Raw genomic sequence first — 23234 nt, forward strand, 5'->3', positions numbered from 1 at the left:
AAACCTGATGTCGATAGATTTTCTCGCTGATGAGAATGGAATTGCCACGATCACGATCAATCGGCCGGAACGCTTGAATGCCCTCGACCGCGCTCACTACGCCGAGCTTTCCAGGGCGTGGGTGGAGGTGCGGGACGACCCGAAAATCCGGTGCGCCATCGTGACGGGGGCGGGCGAGAAATCGTTCTGCGCGGGCGCGGACATCAAGGATGTCATCGGCGCGAGGGAAGAACTGCGGAACCTCTGGCAGACGCAGGAAATGCCGTTGCTGAACCGTGGCCTTGAACTGTGGAAGCCGGTGATCGCGGCGGTCAACGGCCATTGTCTCGGAGGGGGGATGACGTTGCTTCTCGCCACCGATATCAGGGTCGCCTCCCCGAATGCCGCATTCGGCGTCGCGGAAGTTAAGCGCGGCATCGTTGCCGGTCTCGGCGGAACCCAACGGCTGGTGCGGCAACTGGCCCATGCGCACGCGATGGAAATGCTCTTGACCGGAGACACCATCGATGCGGAAACGGCGGAACGGCGCGGCCTCATAAATCGTGTGGCGCCTGCGGGCGAATTGATGGCCGTGGCGAGGCGCTATGCGGACACCATGGCCCGCAATGCACCGCTCGCCGTTCAGGCGACGAAGGAATTGGCAATGCGCGCGCGTGACATGAGCCTCCAGGACGGGCTGCGGATCGAGCAGCTGCTGAACAATCTGCTTCAGCGCAACTCGGTTGACGTCGCCGAAGGGCGCGCTGCCTTTATCGAAAAACGGTCCGCGGCATTCCGCGGGGAATAGCGCAAGGGGCCTCTCGAAGGGCGTGTTATGGCTGAGACAACTTTTGAAGATTTCGTCGTCCTTGTCCGTCAGAGTGGACTGCCTCATGACGACGTCGACCTTGAGCTGCTGTTTGATGGCTATCTCAAGCTTCAAGGCATGATCGCCTCCCTCCGCCGGCCATCGGACCTCACGACCGGCCTTGCCGTCGACTTTCAGCCGGAACCCGTCGAATGAGCCCGTTGACGATCGCTGAAGCGGGCAGGAAGCTTGCCGCAAAAACAGTGTCGCCTGTCGAGCTTACCCGCGAATGCCTCGATCGGATCGAGGCTCTCAATGCGACGCTCGCAGCGTTCATCACGGTGACGGGCGAACGAGCGCTTGCCGATGCCCGGGCGGCTGAAGAGCGGATGATGAAGGACCGGAGGCGAACGCCGCTGGACGGCATTCCCATCGCCCACAAGGATCTTTTTGAAACGGCGGGAATTCTGACGTCTGCGCATTCCCGGATCTTGCAGGATAATGTTCCTTCGTCCGATGCCACCGTTGTACGCCGCCTGGCGGACGCGGGGACCGTCATGCTCGGTAAGCTCGCCACGCTGGAATTCGCTCTTGCCGGGCCTTCGTTCGATTTGCCCTGGCCTCCCGCCCGGAACCCCTGGAATCCCGATTACTTCACCTCGGGCTCGAGCAGTGGAACGGCCGCGGCGGTGGCTTGCGGCATGGCTCTTGGCGGGACCGCCACCGATACCGGCGGCTCCATCAGGGGACCGGCCGCCATGTGCGGTGTTTCCGGCATCAAGCCCACATTCGGCCGCTGCAGCCGATCCGGCGTGATTCCCCTTGCCCATACGCTCGACCACATCGGGCCCATGGCGTGGACGGCGCAGGATTGTGCCCTCCTGCTTCAGGAGATGGCCGGCTTCGACCCCTCGGATCGGGCGAGCGCCGACGTTCCCGTTCCCGATTTTTCAGGTGAGATCGGCAAGAGCCTGCAGGGCTTGAAAGTTGGCGTTGTCGCTCACTTCCATGAAAGAGACAATCCCGTCAGCGAGGAGACGGCAGCCGCGGTATCGCAGGCCATCGAGATCCTGCGGGCCGGCGGCGCTGTCGTTTCCGATGTCAAGCTGTCGTCCCTGGCGGAATATTCCTCGGCAAACCGCGTGATAATGAACGCGGAGGCCGCCGCATATCACGAGCAGACGCTGAGGAGCCGCTTTCGCGATTTCGGTGAGCGTTTACGGCACAGATTGCTGCTGGCATCCTTCATGACAAGCAACGACTATATCCAGGCGCAACGGCGCAGGCGCGAACTGTGTGACGAGTTCGCGCAGGCTATGGAAACGGTCGATGTCCTCATAACTGCAGCTTCGGCTTCCGAGGCGCCGCTCATCGAGGACGTCCCCTTCTGGGACGGCCTTGAAAAGCCGAGCTTTGCATTGCCTTGGAATTTGACCGGCTATCCTGCCATCGCGGTCTGCATGGGGTTTGGGCCGAAAGGCCTGCCGCTCTCCGTACAGATCGGCGGCCGACCCTTCGGCGAGGTCACGCTTTTCCAGGTCGCCACGCTCCTTGAGACTTCAACCCCATGGAGGCAGAGGCGCCCTGTTCTCTGCTCGTCCTGACATTGTGCGGGGCTGCCTTGCCGCGCGCCCGATGGCGTTCTGCTCGGCATGCATGTATGCGCCCGCGGGGCTCAGGGCGTATCCAATCGTGGCAGCCGCAGTATAAACCGCGTCCCGCCATCCCTGGGCGGGTCGTGCAGCACCGTTCCTCCATGCAGCTGTGCGATCTGGCGCACGAGGGAAAGGCCGAGCCCCCATCCTCCGGCAGCCTCGCCGTGGCCGCCCGGGCGGTAAAAGGGTTCGAAGACACGTTCGCCTTCTCCCGCGGGGATACCGGCACCATGGTCGCGGACCGACAGTTCGGTCATGGCACCCGTGGACCCGACGCTGATCGTGATGGGCGCCGCGCCATGACGAACCGCGTTCTGTATCAGGTTGCGGATCGCCCGGGACAGGAGCCGCGCATCGCCCATGACCTCCGTCGGCGTTCCGGAGGCGTCCAGCCCCGCCCGCGCGGCCTCTTCCGCGGCAAGCGCCAGAAGGTCGAGCGGCTGGAACGCTTCGGTCCGCTCGCCATGGGTCAGCCGGCTGGAAAGCAGGATTTCGCCGACAAGGTCGTCCAGTTCGCCCAGGTTCCGCGCGATCTCCTCGCGCTGCGTCTGTGTGGGGTTGTCCTCATGGAGATGCACGGCCATGCGCAGGCGGGCAAGCGGGGAGCGCAACTCGTGGCTGGCATTGGCCAGGAGCGAACGGTTCGAATTGACCAGCGCCTCGACCTGCGCAGCGGCCCGGTTGAAACTGTCGGCGACGCTCGCGACCTCGTCGCGTCCCTCGACGGCGACGCGCAGGGACAGGTTGCCCTTCCCCCAGCTCTCGACACCGTGGCGCAGGCGCTCCAGCCGGCGCGTAAGGTTGCGCACGACCGGCCAGGCCGCGAGCGCCGTCAAGCCGGCAACGAGCGCCAGAAGCAGCAACGGATTGCCGCGCGGCCGGAACGGCAGGGTGAAACGCGCGGTCAATGTTCCGCCGTCCCGCACCGCAACGGTGACGGGAGCGAAGGTGGTGATGCCATCCCGTTCGGCGGGCCGATAGGCCGCGACGAGGGTTCCCGCCGCATCGCGCAGTTCGATCTCCGCATGGCTTGCCGGGCCGATGCGGTTCAGCACGGCCTGCGGCTCCTCGGGACTGGACAGCATGGCTGCCAGCAGCTCGGCACGCTGGTTGACCCAGCCGCGATCCTCGCGATCCACGAACAGCGCCACCATGACGATCCCCGCAATCGCGAGGATCGCGATGCCGGCCAAAACCGTCAGATAGATCTTGAGAAACAGCCGCCCGCGCATGTCAGTCCTTCTCGTCCTGGCGTCGTGCGAAGACATAGCCTGCGCCGCGCACGGTGACGATGCGGCGAGGGTGCCGGGGATCGTCCTCGATCGCCGCCCGGATACGGGAGACATGGACATCGACCGACCGGTCGAACGCATCGGCTTCGATCCCCTTCACGCGATCAAGCAACTGCTCGCGCGTGAGAATCCGCCCGGCGCTTTCGGCAAGGGCCAGAAGGATGTCGAACTGGTGGCCGGTCATGTCGCAGACCTGCCCGTCGAGCCGCGCGCTGCGGGAGCCGGGGTCGATCTCCAGCCGCCCAAAGCGAAGGATGCCCGCCACCGGAGAGGCGCCGCGGCGGCGCAGGATCGCGCGCAGCCGGGCCAGCAGCTCGCGGGGGCTGAAGGGTTTGGGAAGATAGTCGTCGGCGCCGATCTCGAGCCCGACGATGCGATCGGTCTCGTCTCCCCTGGCGGTCAGCATCAGGACCGGGACGTCCGATCCGGCGCGGATGCGCTTCAGCACCTCGAAGCCGTCGAGGTCGGGCAGCATGACGTCGAGGATCACCGCTTCGGCAGGGCTGCGGCTGAGATCGGCCAGTCCCGCCGCGGCCGTGGGCGCCGATCGCACCCGATAGCCATTGGCGGACAGGTAGTCGTTCAGCATGGCGGAAAGCCTCGTGTCGTCGTCGATGATCAGGAGATGTTCCGCCATGCCCGTTCCTCAGCGCACCGCGCTGTCCTTGCCATACCACAAACGCGTGAAGATCGCCTCACGCCGGACGAAGGCGTGATAGAGCGCGGCCCCGACATGGGCAACCAGGAGGGCGATAAGAGCCATCGCGCCGATCCCGTGCGGGCCGCGCGGCGCATAGGCCGCGAAATCCGGCAACGACCCGGTCCCGCCGAACAGGATGGTTCCGGCCCCGCTCATCGCCATCAGCGCGATGCCGCTGCCGAACATGCCGAAGAGGACGATATAGAAGGCGGCATGAACCCCTCGCGCCAGCCGTTCCTGCCAGGGCGGCGTATTTGCCATGGGCGCCGGCTTGCGGTCGAAGGCCAGCCACCACGCCACGCGCAGGATCGTCAGCGCAAGGGTGGCGATGCCGAGCGGCACATGCACGCGCAGGAACATTGCCGGATCGCTCGAGGCGGCGGCTCGAAAGCCGGTTCCCAGGAGGACGAGAATCGCGGCGGCGCTGAGCCAGTGGATTGTCACGGCAACGCTGCCGTAGCGATCTGCGCAGCTCTTCATCATGATCGGAACTCCTGATTGGATATCGGGTCGGGGAGCCGGGGCGTGGCCGCCCCGGCCGAACCATGCGCCTTCATTCACGGCCCGGCCTGAAGCCGGGACCGAAAGAGCGGCGCTTCTCCAGCAGTTCCGTCCGCTGTTCGGGCGTCAGGACCTCGGCTGCCTGGATGAAGGCGTCGAGCGCCCGGGCCGAGACGGCGTCGGCGGTGGCAAGGACTTCCTTCCGCAGGGTTTCGATCGCGGCGCGGTCCAGCGTCTCGGCCCTCACGAGGGCGGCCAGGCGGTCACGCCTGTCGTCCAGATCGCTGATCATGGGGCGGATTTCCGTCCGGGCGGCATCGACGATGGCCCAGATTCTCTGGCGCTGCTCTTTGGTCGTGTCCACCGATTTCAGCGCGCGTTCCAGGCCGAAGCCGCCGAAGGGGCCGCCGAATCCATGGCCGCGAAAGCCGTTCGCCTGAACCACGCCGGTGACTGCGAGCGCGCCGAGGGCCAGAACCGCGGTCATCCCGCCCACCAGATACTTGCGCAGGCGGCCTTTCTTGCTGCTGTCTTCCATGTTGCTTCTCCTCGTCTTGCACGGCCTCTCATCGCCGCGACAAGGAGAAGTTGATGTCCGCGTGTTTCTCCTATCCACGCGTCATATTAAGTTTTGTGAAGAAGCAGGAGGAGGGCGCCGACGGACGTTTGCGTGCCGGGCCGCCGGCTGGCGTCCTTCAAGATCCCTAGCCATCGGGTGCTTTTGTGCCCGCTGGCAGATCGGCGTCTTGCGCGCACGCGACGAGTACGTTCACGGCTTCCTGCAACATGGGACCCAGATATCGGCCTTTCTGCCAGAACACGACGTAGTGATAGAGGGCGCTTGGCTCGAAGGGGCGGATCTCGACGTTGAAGCACGCAGCCTGCCGGGCGGCGAAGGTATTGCTGCTTGAAATGCCGAGGCCGGCGGCGACGAAACTGACCTCCTGGCCGATGACATCCACCTGGATGGCGAGGTGCGGCTCCGCCCCCATGTAGCGAATGGCATTCTCGCTCATGAGGTGGGATTGCATCTGCGGTTCGATATCCGCAAGCGGCTCGCCGACCAGATCCTCCGGCCGGATCAAGTCCTTCCGGGCAAACCGGTGCTCCGGATGGAAGATGCATACATTGGTCGCCGTCGTCATCGGGCGCCAGTCGAAGACGTTTTCGTCGAGCGGCAGGCGGCCAAGTCCGAGATCCGCCCGCCCTTCGAGCACATGGTCCGTCACCTCCCGGTAGGTGCCGGATTTGATGTGGACCGCCGCGACCGGCTGGCGCGACCGCAGCATGCGGATGGCATCGGGAAGTAGCCGGAGCGAGAAGACGTGCGGCGCGGCGATGCCGATCGTGTCGCTGTCGATGCCCTTCAGCGAGGAGACGGTCCGGGCGATCCTTTCCATCTGCACGAAGGTCGCATCGGCGTCGCGAAAGAGGGTCATCGCCTGCGCCGTTGGAACGAGCCGCCCCTTGTCGCGCATGAACAGCTGCACGCCGAGCAGGGTTTCCAGCTGCTTGATCTGCTGGCTGACGGCGGGTTGGGTGATGTCGAGGGCCTTTGCCGCCGCCCTCTCGGAACCGGTCCTGACGACCTCGCGCAGAATCTGAAGCTGGCGAAGCGTGACGCCCGTTCCTGCGATTTCGACCATGATGATGCGTTCCTGCGTGCGCGGTTCGTAGCTCTGCAAATGCAAAGACCAACTTATACCCTCTCGCGTGGAGCCGCCACCATCCGAGCCGGATGGTTCTTCTTCATATAAGCCCGGCTTATCTAAAAATAATCCCGCTTATAAATTGACCCTATGGGCGTGACAGGCAATTCTATGTCCGTAACGCCGCCGTGACGGACAGCCGGCGCCGACGGAACACAAGGGGTTCCGCTACATCGAAAATCGAAAGCGAAAGGGTGGTGCCGCTTCATGCGCGCAGCAAAGGCTTTGTCGTATCCTGCATTCGGCGTCGGTGAACCGGCCGCGGAACCCGGTATCCGCGCCGAGCGGATCGAAAAGCGGCTCGGCGGCAACGATGTCCTGCGGGGTGTCGAGCTTATCGTCCGTCCCGGCGAGATCCTCTCGATCCTCGGCAGCAGCGGTTCGGGCAAGAGCACGCTGCTCAGGTGCCTCAATCTCCTGACCATTCCCGATCGCGGAGACATCTGGGTGCACGGCGAGAAGCTGGCGATCCGCGCCGCATCGCCGCACGGCGGACCTGCCGGCATCCTCGATCACCGGCAGGTCCGAAGGATGCGGGCTTCCATGGGCATGGTGTTCCAGAACTTCAATCTCTGGCCGCATAAGACGGCGCTCGAGAACGTCACGGAGGGGCCCGTTCTCGTCAAGGGGATCCGGCGCGGCGCCGCCGCCGAACTCGGCCGCCACTACCTCGCCAAGGTAGGGCTCTCGGACAAGGCGGACGCCTATCCGCGCCATTTGTCCGGTGGCCAGCAGCAGCGCGTGGCGATCGCCCGGGCGCTGGCGATGGAGCCGCAGGTGCTGCTTTTCGACGAGCCGACCTCGGCGCTGGACCCGGAACTGGTGGGCGAGGTGCTGCGTGTCATGGCGGCGCTTGCCGGGGAGGGGCGGACCATGGTGATCGTCACCCACGAACTTGCTTTCGCGCGCGAGGTCTCGACGCGGGCCGCCTTCATGCACGGCGGGCTGATCGAAGAGGAAAGCCCGCCGCAGGAATTCTTCTCCTCTCCCGTCTCAGGCCGTCTTCGCGGCTTTCTCGCTTCCCATCGATAGGAGGACCTCGCGCATGGACGGTTTCGTGGTGCAGTTCGTCAACGGACTGAAGACGACGGTACTGCTGGCGCTTGTCAGCGGCGCGCTCGGCATGGCGCTCGGATTGCTTGCCGCGGCGGGGCGGCTGTCGCGGTGGAGGGCGGTAAGCGCCGCGGTCGGCTTCTACACGACGATCATTCGGGGCGTGCCCGAACTCATCATCATCCTGCTGATCTATTTCGGCGGAACGGTCGCCATCAGCGCCTTCTTCGGACGCTATGTCGAGGTCAACGCGTTCCTCGCCGGGGTCGTTTCCCTCACCGTCGTCTTCGGCGCCTATACGGCGGAAATCTTCCGAGGGGCGGTGCTCAGCATACCGGCAGGGCAGATCGAGGCGGCCCGCTCGCTCGGGCTGCATCCCTGGCAAACCTGGCTGCTCGTCATCCTTCCGCAAATGCTGCGCATCGCCCTGCCGGCGCTTGCGAACCAGTGGATCTCCCTCGTCAAGGAAACGTCGCTGATCTCGATCGTCGGGCTGACCGATATCATGCGGGTCGCCGCCATCGGCGCGGGGTCGCTGCGGGCGCCGCTGACATTCTATCTCGCGGCATCGGCGCTCTATCTCGCGCTGACCAGCCTGGCGCTGGTGATCTTCAATCTCCTCGAACGGCGTTTCGCCGTTCCCGGGCGGTGAGGTGCCGCGCCATGGATATCATGCTCCTCCTCACCAGCACGGTCACGCTTGCCGGCGGCATTCCGCTGACGCTTCTCCTGACATTCGCATCGCTCCTGGCGGGTTTCGTCCTCGCCGTGCCCCTTGCCTTCATGCGGGCGTCGCCATGCAAGTGGCTTTCCCTGCCAGTGCTCGCCTATACCTACGTGTTTCGCGGCACGCCGCTGCTCGTCCAGCTTTTCATCATCTATTACGGCCTCGGTCAGGTCGGCGCCATTCGCTCGAGCGTGCTCTGGGTCCTGCTGCGCGATCCCTTCTGGTGCTGCCTGCTGGCGTTCTCCCTGAACGGCGCCGCCTACACGACGGAGATCTTTCGCGGCGGGATCCAGGCCGTGGCGACCGGCATGATCGAGGCGGCGCAGGCGGTCGGCATGTCGCCGTTGCAGATCAAGCGCCGGATCATCTTTCCGATCGCCTTCAGAAGCGTGCTTCCATCCTATGCCAACGAGGTCATCAGTCTGGTGAAGGCGACGTCGCTTGCCAGCACCGTGACCTTGCTGGAGATCACCGGCCTTTCGCGAAAACTGGTGTCGGAGACCTTCGCACCCTACGAGATCTTCATCGCCGCGGGCGTGCTCTATCTCGGCCTGACCTTCCTCCTGACCGGCTTCTTCAACGTGCTGGAGGCCCGGTTGAACGCGGCGCCCCAGGCAAGGACACATCCGCGCCGGGTCATCCTGCAGCAGGTGCCCCATGAACAGTAACGCCCATCAAAACCTGCTGCCGCTCCGGGAGAGCGCGTGGCGCGAGATCGATCCGTCGGCGATTGTTTCCAACTACCGCGCCATACGGGCGGCGATCGGTCCCGGGACAAAGATCTTCGCCTGCCTGAAGCAGGACGCCTATGGATGCGGGGCGGGGAAGGTTGCCTCTCTCTTGTCCGCGGCCGGCACCGATGCCTTCGGCGTCGTGTCCATCGCCGATGCGATCGCCGTGCGGCGGGCGGCGCCCGGAACGCCGATCCTCATGTATCCGGGCATCGGCCCGGATGCCGTCGACCTTGTCAGCGACCTCGACCTGACGATTTCAGTTTCCGGCGAGGAGGACCTGCAGGGCTGGCTTGCGACCGGCGTGCCGCTCAAGGTTTTCGTGAAGGTGGATCTCGGCTTTTGGCGCGCCGGCGTGGTGCCCGCCAGCCTCCGGCGCCTGGTGAAACTGTGCGCCTCGCAAAGCAATCTCGCCGTTGACGGCCTTTATGCCCATCTCAGTGAGTTCGGCGACGCCGGGTCTTCTGCGCCGGCGCAGGTCGCACGCCTGACGCCGCTTCTTGACGCGCTGAAGGCGGAGGGGCGGCTTCCCTCGACCGTCATGGTTTCAAGCAGCGAAAGCCTGCTTCAGCACCCGGAATTCGACATGGACGCGGTCGATCCCGGTGCCCTCCTCTTCGGATTGGCCCGTTCCGGGGCCGGGCGTCGAACCCTCTCCATCCGGCCGGCCCTGTCGGCGATCAAGGCGCGCATCGTGGCGCTCAAGACGTGCCATGACAGCATGGGAAGGCCGCCGGGCCTGCCGGGCTACCACCCGGCGATGCGCCTTGCCGTGCTGGGGATCGGCTGGGGGCACGGGGTGCCGCGAGACCTCGGCTCCTCGGCCTCGGTGCTCGTCCGGGGGCGGCGTGCGCCCGTCGTGCCGCCCATCCATCTCGAACATCTTCGCATCGACGTCACGGATATTCCCGAAGCGGTGCTCGGGGATGAGGCGGTCCTGCTCGGCTCTTCCGGTGCGGACCGCATCACGCTGCCGCAACTCGCCGAAGCTTGGAACACCGATGAAACAGGCGTCGGCTGCGGCCTCAGGGAGAGCCTGCGGCGGATAGACGCCGCACCACGATCGAAACCGAACCAAGAAGAAGGGGAATGACATGAAACGACAACTGACCTGCGCCCTCGCGGCGCTCCTGCTGGCTGCCGGCCTTGCTTATGGCGGGGAGCGCACGGCCATCACCATCGCCTCGGAAGGCGCCTCGCCGCCATGGGACTATATCGACGAGAACGGCGCGCTCGTCGGCTTCGACATCGACGTCGGCAACGAGCTCTGCACCCGGATGAAACTGCAATGCACCTTCGTCGCACAGGACTGGGACGGCATCATCCCCGGCCTTCTGGTGAAGAAGTACGATGCGATCATGGCCGGCATGTCGATCACCGAAAAGCGCAAGAAATCAATCGCCTTCTCCGTTCCCTATGCGGTGGCGCCGAACCAGATCGTCATGCGCCGGGCGCTCGGCCTGCCGCCCGGGGATATCGAGGCGAAGCTGAACCTCACGGATATCGACGCGGCGAAGAAGGAGACCATCGACAAGCTGAGGGAAAGCCTGAAGGGCAGGACCCTCGGTGTCCTTCGCTCCTCCAACTCGGAGGCGGTCGTGCAGGAACTCTTCGGCGACATTGCGGAGGTGCGCAGCTATGACAGCCAGGAAAACCTGAAGCTCGACCTGACATCGGAGCGTATCGACGGCGGCCTGGGCGATCGTCTGGTCTGGAAGCAGTTCCTCGACACGCCGGAGGGCAAGGCGGTGGAATTCTTCGGCCCTGAACTTTCGGGAGGCACCTGGGGCCCCGGCGTCGGTGTCGGTCTTCGCAAGGAGGATGCCGATCTTGCCGAGGCCTTCGACAAGGCCATCGAAGCGAGCACCCGGGACGGCACGCTCGGGAAGATCAGCCAAAAATGGTTCGGCGTGGATATTGCTCCGCAGCTCGCGAACTGACTGTCCCCCTGCGACTATCGGCGGCCCCCGGGCCGCCGCCTCCTGAATTCTTCTCCAAGGTACATCGCCATGTCTTCACCGTTCACGCTCGCCGTCACCGGGCAATCTCTCATTCATCATGATGTCCGGCAGGTCCGGGACGATGGATTCGCCGCAATCAAGGCACTGATCAAGCAGGCCGATATCGCTTTTACGAATTTCGAGACGACGGTGTTCGGCCGGCATGGCGGGTGGCCGATGAAAGGTTCCTATTTCGGATGTTCGGCGCCGTTTGTGCTGGATGCGCTGAAGGACATCGGCTTCAACACCCTGGCGCTCTCCAACAACCACGCCTTCGACCTCGGCCCTCCGGGCGTTCTGTCGACGCTGGAGGAAGTGGCGGAGAGGGGGTTCCTTCACGCCGGTATCGGTGTCGATGCCACAGACGCGGGCCGGCCGGGAATGAAAACCTTCGGCACAAGACGGGTGGCGCTCGTTGCCATGGACGCCGGCCCCGGCCCGGCGACCATGTATGCGGCCGACGCGACGGACCGGCGTCCTGCAAGGCCGGGCGTGAATGGGCTCGACGTGTCGAGGCGTTTTGCGGTCGAGCCCGCGGTATTCGCGAGCCTCTCCGGCATTCAGGACATCTTCCAGAGCAGTCCGATGGAACGGGGCAACTACGCCCAGCCGCACGATCCGCCGGACCTGCAATCGGCCGATGAGATCGATTTTTACGGAACGGTCTTTTGCCGCGCCCCGGAGAACCGGCGCCGGATCCTGGTGGACGAGGCGAGCCTGCAGCGTCATCTGTCGGCGATCCGCCGCGCTGCCGCGGAAGGCGCCTTCGTCATCGCCTACCTCCACCATCATCATTGGGAGCCGAACTGGCGGGAGGTGCCTTCATGGGTTCAGGCGTTCGCACGTGCTTGTATCGATGCCGGCGCGGGGATGTTCGTCAGTCATGGCGCGCCGGTCCTGCAGCCCATCGAAATCTATCGCGGCGCGCCGATCTTCTTCGGGCTCGGCAATTTTCTCTTCCATCTCGATGAAGGGGAAGTCGTATGGAGCGCACCGGACGTCTGGAAAAGCGTTGTGGCGACATGCCGCTTTGATGCCGACGCCAGGCTCCGGTCGATCGACCTTCATCCTGTCGTCATCGGCGGCGAGAATCTGGACGCTGACAATTATCACGAACGGATCGTTCCGGTCCCTGCCCCGGAAGGGCTGGCAGCGAGGATGATCGAGGATTTGGCAATCCGCTCGAAGGCACACGGCGTGTCGATCGACTTCGTCGAGCGTTTTGGGAGAATAACGGCAGAGATCAGCGCGTAACGACAATGACCGGAAATCAGCTTTGGTAACTGAGCGACCCAGAGAATCCAGGGTAAAGCACGTCGAATACCTTCGCGGTTTTCCGGTCAACCGCCTCCGCAAGGTGATCGTAACCGGACCGAGGGATCTCCGATGCAGGACGAATTGTCGTGCCTGCTTCTTCCAGAACCTGCTGGAACGCTTTGACGCATCCTCTTGGCATGGTGTCGAGCGAGCCGATCTCGTCGAGCAGCGCCTCCTCAACCGAGGTCAGAACGGAACTGTCGTTTTTTGTTCGCCGCCTATTCTGGTCCGGAAGCGTTCCAAAAGGTCAAACAGCGACAGGAGGCCCTCATGCAGGCGGTCATTCTTCAGCATTTCGGTCAGGCTGCCTTCGGCCTCCTTGCATGTCGAGCCGCAAGATTGCCAGTGCCGGAAAACCGAAACGACGAATGCTTCATCACTGGTCAGATCGGAAAAGCCAAGCGGGGTAAAATTGATGGTTTCCATAAATCCAGTCCGAGCGGCACGCGGAGGCCTTCTTTAGCCGATTAAAGTTGATTTCGAAACACCACTTTTTAATGAAATGCGGTATCTTGTCACGCGGTCCTGGTTGACGTACTCGAAACCCACAGAGCCCTGTGGGCCAAGCAACAACCGCTCGGTGGCGCTACGTTTCCGCGCCATGCAGTTCATGACGTGGGATAGCGATGAACCTTTACCTGGATTACCTGGCTGAGATCAAAAGCAGAGAAGCACAAGGGCTCGCCCCCAAGCCGATCGACGACGGCGGATTGACCGGCGAAATCATTGCAATCATCCAGGATGCCGGTAACGAGCATCGGGCCGATGCCCTCAATTTCTTCATCTACAATACGCTGCCGGGCACGACCAGTGCGGCTGGCGTCAAGGCCGCTTTCCTGAAGAAGATCATTCTCGGCGAAACGATCGTCCCGGAGATCACCCCCGAATTCGCCCTCGAACTGTTGTCGCATATGAAAGGCGGCCCTTCGATCGACGTGCTGCTCGACATCGCGCTTGGCGATGACGCCGCGATCGCCGGGCAGGCCGGCGAGGTGCTGAAGACGCAGGTCTTCCTCTACGATGCCGACATGTTCCGGCTGCGCGATGCCTTCAAGGCGGGCAATGCCATCGCGAAGGGCGTTCTGGAGAGCTATGCCAAGGCCGAATTCTTCACCAAGCTCCCGGCTGTCGAGGACGAGATCAAGGTCGTGACGTTCATCGCCGCCGAAGGCGATATTTCGACCGACCTGCTGTCGCCCGGCAACCAGGCGCATTCGCGCTCGGACCGCGAGCTGCACGGCCAGTGCATGATCACGCCCGAAGCGCAGCAGGAAATCGTGGCGCTGAAGAAGCAGCACCCGGACAAGCGCGTGATGATGATCGCCGAAAAGGGCACGATGGGCGTGGGCTCGTCGCGGATGTCCGGCGTGAACAATGTGGCGCTCTGGACCGGCAAGCAGGCCAGCCCCTATGTGCCCTTCGTCAATTACGCGCCGGTCGTCGCGGGCACCAACGGCATCTCGCCGATCTTCGCGACCACAGTGGACGTGACCGGCGGCATCGGAATCAACCTGAAGAACTGGACCAGGAAGACCGGCGAGGACGGCAAGCCGATCCTCAACAACGACGGCAACCCGGTCCTCGAGCAGCAATTCTCGGTCGAGACCGGCACTGTCCTGAAGATCGACACGAAGAACAAGAAGCTCCGCGACGAGAACGGCAAGGAGCTTGTCGACGTCGCCGCCGCTTTCACACCCCAGAAGATGGAGTTCATGAAGGCCGGCAGCTCCTATGCCATCGTCTTCGGCAAGAAACTCCAGACCTTTGCCGCCCAGACGCTCGGGGTCGAGCCGACCCCGGTCTTCGCCCCGAACAAGGAAATCACCGTCGAGGGCCAGGGCCTGACCGCGGTCGAGAAGATCTTCAACCGCAACGCCGTCGGCGTGACGCCGGGCAAGGTGCTCCACGCGGGCTCGGACGTGCGGGTCAAGGTGAACATCGTCGGCTCGCAGGACACCACCGGCCTGATGACCGCGCAGGAACTCGAGGCGATGGCGGCCACCGTCATCTCGCCGCTCGTGGACGGCGCCTACCAGTCGGGTTGTCACACGGCATCCGTCTGGGACAAGAAGGCGCAGGCGAACATTCCGAAACTCATGGCCTTCATGAACAACTTCGGCCTGATCACCGCCCGCGACCCGAAGGGCGTCTATCATTCGATGACGGACGTGATCCACAAGGTGCTGAACGACATCACCGTGGATGACTGGGCGATCATCATCGGCGGCGACAGCCACACCCGCATGTCCAAGGGCGTGGCCTTCGGCGCCGATTCGGGCACCGTGGCGCTGGCGCTGGCCACCGGCGAGGCAACCATGCCGATCCCGCAGTCGGTCAAGGTGACCTTCAAGGGCACCATGAAGCCCTATATGGACTTTCGCGACGTGGTGCATGCGACCCAGTCGCAGATGCTCAAGCAGTGTGGGGACAACGTGTTCCAGGGCCGGGTGATCGAGGTCCATATCGGCACGCTTCTGGCCGACCAGGCCTTCACCTTCACCGACTGGACGGCCGAGATGAAGGCCAAGGCGTCGATCTGCATCTCGCAGGACGAGACGTTGATCGAGTCGCTGGAAATCGCCAAGTCGCGCATCCAGATCATGATCGACAAGGGCATGGAAAACACGGCACGGACCCTGCACGGCTTGATCGCCAAGGCGGACAGGCGCATCGCCGAGATCCGCTCGGGCGAAAAGCCTGCGCTCGCGCCCGATGACAATGCGAAATACTTCGCCGAAGTCGTCGTCGACCTGGACGTGATCGACGAGCCGATGATTGCCGACCCCGACGTGAACAATGCCGATGTGTCCAAGCGTTACACCCACGACACGATCCGTCCGGTGTCCTATTACGGCGGCGCCAAGAAGGTCGACCTGGGCTTCGTGGGCTCGTGCATGGTGCACAAGGGCGACATGAAGATCGTCGCGCAGATGCTGAAGAACATCGAGAAGGCCGAGGGCAAGGTCGAGTTCAAGGCGCCGCTCGTCGTCGCCGCCCCGACCTACAACATCATCGACGAGCTGAAGGCCGAAGGGGATTGGGAAATCCTGCAGAAGTATTCGGGCTTCGAGTTCGACGACCTGATGCCGAAGAGCAAAGCGCGGACCGAATACGAGAATATCCTCTATCTCGAGCGTCCGGGCTGCAACCTGTGCATGGGCAACCAGGAAAAGGCGGAGAAGGGCGATACCGTCCTGGCGACCTCGACCCGCCTGTTCCAGGGCCGCGTCGTGGAAGACACCACCGAGAAGAAGGGTGAATCGCTGCTGGCCTCGACCCCGGTCGTGGTGTTGTCGGCGATCCTCGGACGCACGCCGAGCATGGAAGAGTACCGGGCTGCCGTCGACGGAATAGACCTGACAAAGTTCGCTCCGCCGAAAGTCGCTCCGATCGATTCTTTGTCCGTCCATTACTAAGGGTTCGACATCGAGAGGGCGCTGTAAAGCCTGACGCCGATTGGGTGGCCCGGCGAGGCGCCCTGCTGTCAGGCGGGCGCAAGCCCGAGCGATTCATTACACCGCTGATCCCCGGAATCTGCGCACGGATGAAGATCCGGCGCGGACCGGCGGCGCGCTGTCCCGTGGCACCCCTGCCGCTGGGTGAGCGCGGCCGCGCTCGGGAGGGCTTGATTTTACGGGAAGTATTCTATTGTTTTAGTAGGGAATGCCGTGTCACCCACTCGTCGGACAGGACGAGTTCCTGGAAACCGCCTCACGCCGTGCAGGAAAGGAACCCATCGATGACGCTTGCGCCCGCCCAACTCCTTCCGCAATCGCAGGACGCCGATACCCTTGCACGGATCGCCATCATCGGTCGTGGCTTCACCGGCCTCATGACGGCGATCGCGCTCTTGAAGACCGTCCACAGCCCGTTCCATCTCGTGATGTTCGACCCTTATCCGAAAATCGACGGCGGGGAGAGCATCGGCCGCCCGGCGTCCGGGCTCCTGAACAGCCGCGTCCGCGATCTCTCGGTCGATCCGGCGGCCCGCGACGATTTTCGTCATTGGCTGGAGGCCAATGACGGCTGGCGTGACCGCGACCAGGCGGTGTCCGGTAATGTTGATCATGCCTTCGTGCCCGGGGAGGTGTTCAGCGCCTATGCCTATCAGCGTTTCTCCGAAGCGCTGCGCGAACGGGCCGATGTGATGGTTCAGGTGCGTGCCGAGAGTGTCGCGGCCATCGGGCGCCACCCGCGGGGCGGTCTTTCCGTTCTTTCGGGCGAGGGCGATCAGGCGCGCTTCGATGCCGTCTTCCTGGCGACGGGCTATGGCCTGCGCGAAATCGCCGAAGGCAATGCCGGCCCGACCGGCGCAAGGGAGGTGCAGGTCATCGGCGGCGGCGTTCATGCCGTCGACCGTGCGCTGCGCCTGCTTGCGGCAGGGGAGGCGTCCCATGTCACGCTCATTTCCGCGTCCGGTTTCCTGCCGCAGCCGCATGCGCCGTCGGCCGTCGGCGCCGTATCCTCCGATCGTCCGTTCCCGAACACGCTCCGCGGCGCCTTCCGCCATCTGCGCGAGGCCGCGAACCGGGCGGCACTGGAGGGGACTGGCTGGCAGGGCATCATGAACGATTTCCGCCTGCGCGCCCGCGAGCTCTGGCAGGGCCTGACGCCGGAGGAGCGGCGTCGCTTCAAGCGCCATGTCAAGCCGATCTACGACAGCCACCGCAACCGTCTTCCGCTCGGCCACTATGAGCGGCTGCGCCGGGCAATCGACAGCGGGGCGATCACGGTGCGCAAGGGCAAGGTCGAGCGCATCGCGACCAATGGCGTGCTGCTCTCGGGCGCGGGGGGACTGCAGGTTCTGCCGGCGGACCGGACGATCGATTGTCGTGTCCGCCCGACCGATCTCGATTCCCCGCTCTTCCGCTCGCTCCTGTCGGCGCAGCTTGCGCGGCGGGACGAGCTCGACCTCGGCATCCTCGTCGACGGTGACGGCCGGGTCTTCTCGCAAACGGGGGCATTCGAGGGGCTCTTCGCGATGGGGCCGCTGGGTCTTGGAAGCCTGCCGGATATCGACCTCGTGCCGCAGATCGTCGTTCAGGCTCATGCTGCAGCCGACGCCCTCGGGGCTTGGCTTGCGGAGGCCGCGAGCAGCAAAGCCGCGGAGTCTCGCACGCGCTAGAAAGACGCCGGGCCGGCCGGCAGCCGGGTAAGGCCGGTCCCGAGAGGGCGCGACAGGTGCGCGGATCAGCGGGGCAGCAGCGCCTGCTCGTAGATCTTCGTCGAACGGGCGCCGGAACGGCAATAAGCCAGGATCGGCCGGGGAAGATCGTCCAGCGCCTGGACCATGCTGCCCACGGCCTCGTCCGTCAGTCCCGTGGAAAGCACGGGGATATGCCGGACCTCGATGCCGAGCTGGGCCGCGCGGCCGGCAATCGACGAGAATGCGGGCTGGTCGGCTTGTTCCCGGTCGGGCCGGTGGCAGACGATGGAGCGGAACCCCAGCAGGCTGACGATGTCGACATCTTCAGCCTCGATCTGCGGTGAAACCGAGTAGTCCTCGTCGATCTTGCGGATGTCCATGCCTGTCCTTCCTTTGTCGTTCTGGCGAAGGCGCGTTGTCTTTCGGGCTTCAGGAAAAGCCCAGGGGCCGCACAGACACGCTGAGCCACAGGGCGGCGGCAACGAGCGCCACGGCCGCCGCCACCCCGACGAAAAACCAGCCCAGTTCGCTCGAAGGCCTCAAGACCGGCCCGCGGCCGATGTCACGCCGCATGATGGACATCCTTGTCGATAGTCGGAAGAAGGCCGGACAGATCCGACAGGAGGTCGTCGAAGCGCGCCGCAAGGCGGGCCGATGCAACCCTGTGGTCCTTGAAATCGACATCGGATGCATAGATCGCCGTCGGGAGTGTCCGGGCGCTGAAGAAACCGAAGAGGGGACGCAGCTGATGCTCGACCACCAGCGCATGCCGGTCGCCGCCGCCGGTCGCCGTGAGGATGACGGGTTTCCCGCGCAGTTCGAGAGGGTCGATCAGGTCGAACAGGTGCTTGAAGAGGCCGGGATAGGAGCCCTTGTAGGTGGGCGAGCCGACCAGCAGCAGGTCTGCCGCGACGATATCGGCGACGACTTGCCGGGCCTGATGGTCGAGGTCCTTGCGCCAGAGCGCGCGGCCGAGCGAAGGGCCGACGTCATTGAGGTCGTAGGACGATGTCTCCACCGCGTAGCGGGCCTGGATCAGCGAGGCGATGTGCCCGGTAAGCGCCTGGGTTTTCGACGGTCTGTTGTAGCTGCCTGTTATGCTGACGAGCCTCGGTATCGACATGGCGTTCTCCATTTTAATCCATGATTCTCGATAAAAATTATAGATTAAAGGAAAAGCACGCTATTTTCGGCTCGTCTGGAGGAAAGATCGCCCACGCATCCGGTGGCCTCCCAGGCCCCGGCGGGCGTATCGCGCGCCGCTCCTGCTTTTCCGGAGCTTTCCCGTCTCTCAGATAACGGAGGATTTTCCGTGATATCGAACGGTTTTGCATTCGCAGCGGATGGGGCGTTCGTTCCATTGGAGGAAAGATTCTTGGAAAGAATTATCTCCTTGAGCGTGTTTGGCGCATTTATTACCCATCCGGTCATTGAAACGCGAAACACGGGCCGGGAGACCTTGATGAACACTGCGATGAACATGATGGCGGCACCTGGGCGCTCTTCGCCGCGACCCTGAAAAGCTTCGGCATCGAGACCCGTTTCGTCGATGCGTCGGACCCGCAGGCCTTCGAGGCGGCGACCGACGAGCGTACACGCGCCTACTACGCCGAATCCCTGCCGAACCCGAAGCTGGAAGTCTTCCCGATATCCGAGGTTGCGGCCATCGGCCGCCGGCACGGCATTCCGCTGATCGTCGACAACACGGCAGCGCCCTTGATCATCCGGCCGCTGGAGCACGGCGCGGCGGTCGTCGTCTACTCGACCACGAAATATATCGGTGGCCACGGCACCTCCATCGGCGGCGCGATCGTCGACGGCGGCAATTTCCCCTGGGCGGAGCATGCCGCGCGCCAGCCGAACCTCACCGAGCCGGATGCAAGCTACCAGGGCAAGACGTGGATCGAGAAGGCCGAGGCCATCGCCTTCCATCCCTATATCCTGCGCGCCCGCGCCGTACTGCTGCGCGATCTCGGCGCGGCGATCAGCCCGCAGAACGCCTTCCAGTTCATCCAGGGCCTCGAGACCCTGCCGCTTCGCCTTCGCCAGCACAACGAGAACGCGGTGAAGGTCGCCGAATATCTCAAGGGCCATGCCAAGGTGAAACGTGTGATCTTCCCGAAATTCCAGGAAGGCGAGGCGAAGGCGCGGGCGGACACATATTTCAAGCCGGGTTATTTCGGCGCGCTGGTGGGCTTCGAGCTGAAGGGCGGGCGCGAGGCGGGGCGCCGCTTCATCGACAGCCTCCAGCTTTTCTATCACCTCGCCAATATCGGCGACGCCCGGTCGCTGGCGATCCACCCGTCGACGACGACCCATTCGCAGCTCTCGCTGGAAGACCAGCTCGCGACCGGCGTCACGCCCGGCTATGTGCGCCTTTCCATCGGCCTCGAACATCCCGACGACCTGATCGCCGATCTGGAACGAGCCATCGCGCTGGCCTGAGGCCGGCCACCCCGATCGGCGTGTGACCCCGGCGCTTCCTCCTCGCGCCGGGGTTTTCCTTGCGCTGCGTGCGCTCCGGCAGCGAGGGGAACAGCGTTTCGCTTTGTAATATATAAAAAAGATAGAATTTCTGTATTTATCCGCAGCGAAGGCTACCCTCCTCGTCAATTCCAAGCGTGACCGGTCCGAAGGCCGGCACGGCAGCGACGATGAGCAGGATGCATGACGCAGATCGACAATGCCTGGGGCGCCGGCCCCGGTGAACGATATGAGGCGCTGGCCGCGCCGTTCCGGCCGATTTTCGCGGAGATCGCCGCGCAGGCGACCGCGCGCGACCTGGGGCGCGATCTGCCATACGAGGCGATCCGCCGCTTGAAGGAGGCCGGTTTCGGCGCGGTCCGCCTGCCGGTGGAGGCGGGCGGCAAGGGGGCGAGCCTGCCGCAGTTCTTCAATCTGCTGATCGAGCTTTCCGCAGCCGATTCCAATGTCACGCAGGCCCTGCGCGCCCATTTCGGCTTCACCGAGGATATCCTGAACACGAAGGATGCCGCACGCCGCGCCCTGTGGGTCGCCCGCATCGCGCGGGGCGAGACCGCCGGCAGCGCCTGGAGCGAGATCGGCGCAGGCGCGGCGCTCGACCGCTTCTCCACGACCGTCGCGGAGAAGGATGGCCGGCTCGTCCTCAACGGCGAGAAATACTACACGACCGGCTCGCTCTTCGCCGACTGGATCGATGTCGGCGCGAGCGACGTGGCGGGCGAGGGGATCGCCGTCGCGGTGCGGCGCGAGGCCGCCGGCGTCGCGGTCATCGACGACTGGGACGGTTTCGGCCAGACGCTGACGGCGAGCGGCACGACCATCTTCCGCGACGTCGTGGTCGAGCCCGGGGACATCGTCATCGACGACGAGCGCTTCAAGTATTCGGCCGCCTTCTACCAGCTCGTGCACCTCGCCACGCTCGCCGGCATCGGCCGGGCGATCGCTGCCGACGTCGCGAAAGCCGTGGCGGAGCGCCGGCGCACCTATACCCACGCCGCCGCCGCGCGCCCCAGCGAGGATCCGCAGGTCCTGCAGGTCGTCGGGCGCATCCGCGCCGCGGCCTATGCGGCGGGTGCGATCACCCTCCAGGCGGCCAACGGCCTCCAGCGCGCTTTCGAAGCGCATTTCGTCGACGATGCGGAGGCGGAGGAAAAGGCCAATGCCATTGCCGAGCTTGAAGCCGCGCAGGCCCAGGCGGTCGTCTCCGACCTCATCCTCGAAGCCGCGACACTGCTCTTCGACGCGCTCGGCGCCTCCGCGACGAAGAAGTCCGCCGGCCTCGACCGGCACTGGCGCAACGCCCGCACGCTCGCCTCGCACAATCCGCGCATCTACAAGCACCGCATCATCGGCGATTTCGCCGTCAATGGCACGCCGCCGCCCTATCAGTGGCGCATCGGCGCAAGCGCGGGCTGACGGCGATGATAAGGCTTGAGCGCGTCACCAAGAGTTTTGCCGGCAAGGAAGGTGCGGCCGCTGCGCTCGACGGCGTCGATCTCTCCGTCGCCAAGGGCGAGATTTTCGGTGTCATCGGCTCCTCTGGCGCGGGGAAGTCGACGCTGGTGCGGCTCATCAACCTCCTGGAGCGCCCGAGCGGCGGCGACGTCTTCGTCGCCGGCGAGCGGGTGACGGAGGCCCGCGGCGAGCGTCTGCGCGCCCTTCGCCGGTCGATCGGCATGGTCTTCCAGCATTTCAACCTGCTCAGCGCCCGCACGGTCGCCGGCAATGTCGCCTATCCGCTGGAGCTGACCGGCGAATATGGCAAGGCCGAGATTTCCGGGCGGGTCGCCGCGCTGCTTGCCCGCGTCGGCCTTTCCGAACACGCCGGGAAATATCCGCGCCAGCTTTCGGGCGGGCAGAAACAGCGCGTCGGCATCGCACGGGCGCTCGCCTGCGAACCCTCGGTCCTTCTCTGCGACGAGGCGACGAGCGCGCTCGATCCGCAGACGACGGGCGCGGTGCTCGATCTCCTGCGCCAGATCAACCGCGACCTCGGCGTCACCATCGTGCTCATCACCCATGAGATGGACGTGATCCGCCGCACCTGCGACCGCGTTGCCGTGCTCGATCGCGGCCGCGTGGTGGAGGAGGGGCCGGTGACGGACGTCTTCCTGCACCCGCGCCACCCCGCGACGCTGCGGCTGGTGCGCGAGGCCGAGCCGGACGGCGGCTCGCTCGACGCCGTCGCAGGGGCCGATCTCGGCGGGCGCACGGTGCGTCTCACCTTCACGGGGCCTGCCGCGCACAAGCCCATCCTCGGCCGCATCGCCCGGGAAAACCTCGTCGACTACGCCATCCTCGCCGGCCGGGTCGGCCATATCCGCGAGACGCCCTACGCGCAGTTCATCGTCTCGCTCTCCGGGCGGGACGTGGCAGGGGCGATCGCGGGCCTTCGGGCGAGCGGCGTCGACGTGGAGCTGCAGGGCGGCGCGCCGCTCGCGCCGCCCGAGGAAAGGCCCCGCCATGTCGTTTGAGAACATCTATTGGGGCGATATCGGCGCGGCGCTCGGCCAGACTCTCGCCATGGTCGGCGGCGCGCTGCTGCTCACCGTCATCGTCGGCCTTCCGCTCGGCATCCTGCTGTTCCTCACCGGGCGGCAGCAGCTCTTCCAGGCGCCGGTCGCCTATGGCGGCCTCTCCTTCGTGCTGAACATCATCCGCTCGGTGCCCTTCATCATCCTGCTCATCGTGCTGATGCCGGTCACCGTCATCGTCACGGGCACGTCGCTCGGCATCCGCGGCGTCATCTTCCCGCTCGTCGTCGGCACCGCGCCCTTCTTCGCGCGGCTGGTGGAGACGGCGCTGCGCGAGGTGGATCGCGGCGTCATCGAGGCGAGCCTGGCCATGGGCGCCTCGACGCGCCAGACGATCCTGCGCGCCGTGCTGCCCGAAGCGCTGCCGAGCCTGCTGGCGGCCGTCACCGTCACGGCGATCGTGCTCGTCGACTATACGGCGATGTCCGGCGCGATCGGCGGCGGAGGGCTCGGCGACCTCGCCATCCGCTACGGCTACCACCGGTTCCAGACCGAAATCATGCTGGTCTGCGTGGCGATCCTCATCGTCTTCGTCCAGCTCATCCAGGCGAGCGGCAACCGTCTCGTCGCCCACTTCTCCCGTAAATGACCCGCGCCA

23 protein-coding genes and 1 pseudogene are annotated in these 23234 nt (G+C 64.8%); 15 read left to right on the forward strand and 9 right to left on the reverse strand.

The features are described from left to right. The first annotated feature begins 7 nt into the window (after positions 1 to 7). The 3 genes from WMC41_RS23690 to WMC41_RS23700 are packed head-to-tail and all read left to right on the forward strand — an operon-like array spanning position 8 to position 2391. Positions 8 to 787, forward strand: a complete 780-nt coding sequence (locus WMC41_RS23690) for an enoyl-CoA hydratase/isomerase family protein (protein WP_244766399.1) — start codon at positions 8 to 10, stop codon at positions 785 to 787. A gap of 27 nt (positions 788 to 814) precedes the next feature. Next, positions 815 to 1003, forward strand: a complete 189-nt coding sequence (locus WMC41_RS23695) for a hypothetical protein (RefSeq protein ID WP_432349191.1) — start codon at positions 815 to 817, stop codon at positions 1001 to 1003. Further along, a complete protein-coding gene (locus tag WMC41_RS23700) occupies positions 1000 to 2391 on the forward strand; it encodes an amidase (RefSeq protein ID WP_432349192.1) in 1392 nt (463 codons plus the stop codon). Before WMC41_RS23695 ends, WMC41_RS23700 begins: the two co-directional genes overlap by 4 nt. Positions 2392 to 2462: 71 nt before the next feature. On the opposite strand, the gene WMC41_RS23705 is transcribed toward WMC41_RS23700, so the two are convergent. The 5 genes from WMC41_RS23705 to WMC41_RS23725 form a co-directional block, all read right to left on the reverse strand. Then, positions 2463 to 3674, reverse strand: a complete 1212-nt coding sequence (locus WMC41_RS23705) for an ATP-binding protein (RefSeq protein WP_432349194.1) — start codon at positions 3672 to 3674, stop codon at positions 2463 to 2465. A 1-nt stretch (position 3675) separates the two neighbouring features. Then, entirely contained in the window at positions 3676 to 4371 is a 696-nt protein-coding gene (locus WMC41_RS23710; RefSeq protein WP_432349195.1) for a response regulator, read from the reverse strand. A gap of 9 nt (positions 4372 to 4380) precedes the next feature. Then, the gene (locus WMC41_RS23715; RefSeq protein WP_432349196.1) at positions 4381 to 4917 is read right to left on the reverse strand and encodes a cytochrome b; all 537 of its coding nucleotides are present in this window, start codon (positions 4915 to 4917) and stop codon (positions 4381 to 4383) included. A 70-nt stretch (positions 4918 to 4987) separates the two neighbouring features. Then, complete coding sequence (locus WMC41_RS23720; RefSeq protein ID WP_432349197.1) at positions 4988 to 5473, reverse strand: Spy/CpxP family protein refolding chaperone; 486 nt, start codon at positions 5471 to 5473, stop codon at positions 4988 to 4990. A gap of 166 nt (positions 5474 to 5639) precedes the next feature. After that, positions 5640 to 6581 carry a LysR family transcriptional regulator gene (locus WMC41_RS23725; protein ID WP_432349199.1) on the reverse strand — a complete coding sequence of 314 codons (942 nt, stop codon included), beginning with the start codon at positions 6579 to 6581 and terminating at the stop codon, positions 5640 to 5642. Between the two features lie 270 nt (positions 6582 to 6851). Here WMC41_RS23725 and WMC41_RS23730 point away from each other — a divergent pair, with 270 nt between their 5' ends. From WMC41_RS23730 to WMC41_RS23755, 6 genes are all read left to right on the forward strand, one after another. After that, positions 6852 to 7676: an amino acid ABC transporter ATP-binding protein gene (locus WMC41_RS23730; protein WP_432349200.1), complete on the forward strand. Its 825-nt coding sequence runs from the start codon at positions 6852 to 6854 to the stop codon at positions 7674 to 7676. 13 nt (positions 7677 to 7689) lie between these two features. Further along, positions 7690 to 8349, forward strand: coding sequence for an ABC transporter permease (locus WMC41_RS23735; RefSeq protein ID WP_244766407.1), 660 nt, complete (start codon positions 7690 to 7692; stop codon positions 8347 to 8349). A gap of 11 nt (positions 8350 to 8360) precedes the next feature. Next, positions 8361 to 9092, forward strand: coding sequence for an ABC transporter permease (locus tag WMC41_RS23740; RefSeq protein WP_432349201.1), 732 nt, complete (start codon positions 8361 to 8363; stop codon positions 9090 to 9092). Beyond that, on the forward strand, positions 9082 to 10248 hold the full coding sequence (gene alr, locus WMC41_RS23745) for an alanine racemase (RefSeq protein ID WP_432349202.1): 1167 nt from the start codon (positions 9082 to 9084) through the stop codon (positions 10246 to 10248). Before WMC41_RS23740 ends, alr begins: the two co-directional genes overlap by 11 nt. A gap of 1 nt (position 10249) precedes the next feature. Next, entirely contained in the window at positions 10250 to 11095 is an 846-nt protein-coding gene (locus tag WMC41_RS23750) for a transporter substrate-binding domain-containing protein (protein WP_432349204.1), read from the forward strand. A 69-nt stretch (positions 11096 to 11164) separates the two neighbouring features. Beyond that, a complete protein-coding gene (locus tag WMC41_RS23755; RefSeq protein WP_432349206.1) occupies positions 11165 to 12409 on the forward strand; it encodes a CapA family protein in 1245 nt (414 codons plus the stop codon). Positions 12410 to 12658: 249 nt separating this feature from the next. On the opposite strand, the gene WMC41_RS23760 is transcribed toward WMC41_RS23755, so the two are convergent. Continuing rightward, positions 12659 to 12898: a hypothetical protein gene (locus tag WMC41_RS23760; protein ID WP_432349207.1), complete on the reverse strand. Its 240-nt coding sequence runs from the start codon at positions 12896 to 12898 to the stop codon at positions 12659 to 12661. A gap of 200 nt (positions 12899 to 13098) precedes the next feature. On the opposite strand from WMC41_RS23760, the gene WMC41_RS23765 reads away from it, so the two are divergent. Both WMC41_RS23765 and WMC41_RS23770 read left to right on the forward strand, forming a co-directional pair. Beyond that, positions 13099 to 15888 (forward strand): bifunctional aconitate hydratase 2/2-methylisocitrate dehydratase, encoded by a 2790-nt coding sequence (locus tag WMC41_RS23765; RefSeq protein WP_432349209.1) that lies wholly within the window; start codon positions 13099 to 13101, stop codon positions 15886 to 15888. 323 nt (positions 15889 to 16211) lie between these two features. Next, positions 16212 to 17597, forward strand: coding sequence for an FAD/NAD(P)-binding protein (locus tag WMC41_RS23770; protein WP_432349211.1), 1386 nt, complete (start codon positions 16212 to 16214; stop codon positions 17595 to 17597). Positions 17598 to 17662: 65 nt separating this feature from the next. Here WMC41_RS23770 and WMC41_RS23775 read toward each other — a convergent pair whose 3' ends face one another. From WMC41_RS23775 to msuE, 3 genes are read right to left on the reverse strand one after another with little or no spacing between them, the layout of a single operon-like run. After that, positions 17663 to 17998 carry a TIGR01244 family sulfur transferase gene (locus tag WMC41_RS23775; RefSeq protein ID WP_432349212.1) on the reverse strand — a complete coding sequence of 112 codons (336 nt, stop codon included), beginning with the start codon at positions 17996 to 17998 and terminating at the stop codon, positions 17663 to 17665. 49 nt (positions 17999 to 18047) lie between these two features. After that, complete coding sequence (locus tag WMC41_RS23780) at positions 18048 to 18191, reverse strand: hypothetical protein (protein ID WP_432349214.1); 144 nt, start codon at positions 18189 to 18191, stop codon at positions 18048 to 18050. Then, a complete protein-coding gene (gene msuE / locus WMC41_RS23785; RefSeq protein WP_432349215.1) occupies positions 18181 to 18741 on the reverse strand; it encodes an FMN reductase in 561 nt (186 codons plus the stop codon). Before msuE ends, WMC41_RS23780 begins: the two co-directional genes overlap by 11 nt. Positions 18742 to 19103: 362 nt before the next feature. Here msuE and WMC41_RS23790 point away from each other — a divergent pair. The 4 genes and pseudogenes from WMC41_RS23790 to WMC41_RS23805 all read left to right on the forward strand — a co-directional run. Continuing rightward, a pseudogene (locus WMC41_RS23790) lies at positions 19104 to 20063 on the forward strand (O-acetylhomoserine aminocarboxypropyltransferase/cysteine synthase family protein); the annotation flags it as partial. A gap of 222 nt (positions 20064 to 20285) precedes the next feature. Beyond that, positions 20286 to 21518 (forward strand): acyl-CoA dehydrogenase family protein, encoded by a 1233-nt coding sequence (locus tag WMC41_RS23795; RefSeq protein WP_432349217.1) that lies wholly within the window; start codon positions 20286 to 20288, stop codon positions 21516 to 21518. Positions 21519 to 21523: 5 nt separating this feature from the next. After that, positions 21524 to 22576 carry a methionine ABC transporter ATP-binding protein gene (locus WMC41_RS23800; protein ID WP_244766432.1) on the forward strand — a complete coding sequence of 351 codons (1053 nt, stop codon included), beginning with the start codon at positions 21524 to 21526 and terminating at the stop codon, positions 22574 to 22576. Further along, positions 22566 to 23225, forward strand: a complete 660-nt coding sequence (locus WMC41_RS23805; RefSeq protein WP_244766433.1) for a methionine ABC transporter permease — start codon at positions 22566 to 22568, stop codon at positions 23223 to 23225. Before WMC41_RS23800 ends, WMC41_RS23805 begins: the two co-directional genes overlap by 11 nt. The last annotated feature ends 9 nt before the right edge of the window (positions 23226 to 23234 follow it).

This window comes from Shinella yambaruensis, assembly GCF_050859155.1.
Lineage (GTDB): Bacteria > Pseudomonadota > Alphaproteobacteria > Rhizobiales > Rhizobiaceae > Shinella > Shinella yambaruensis.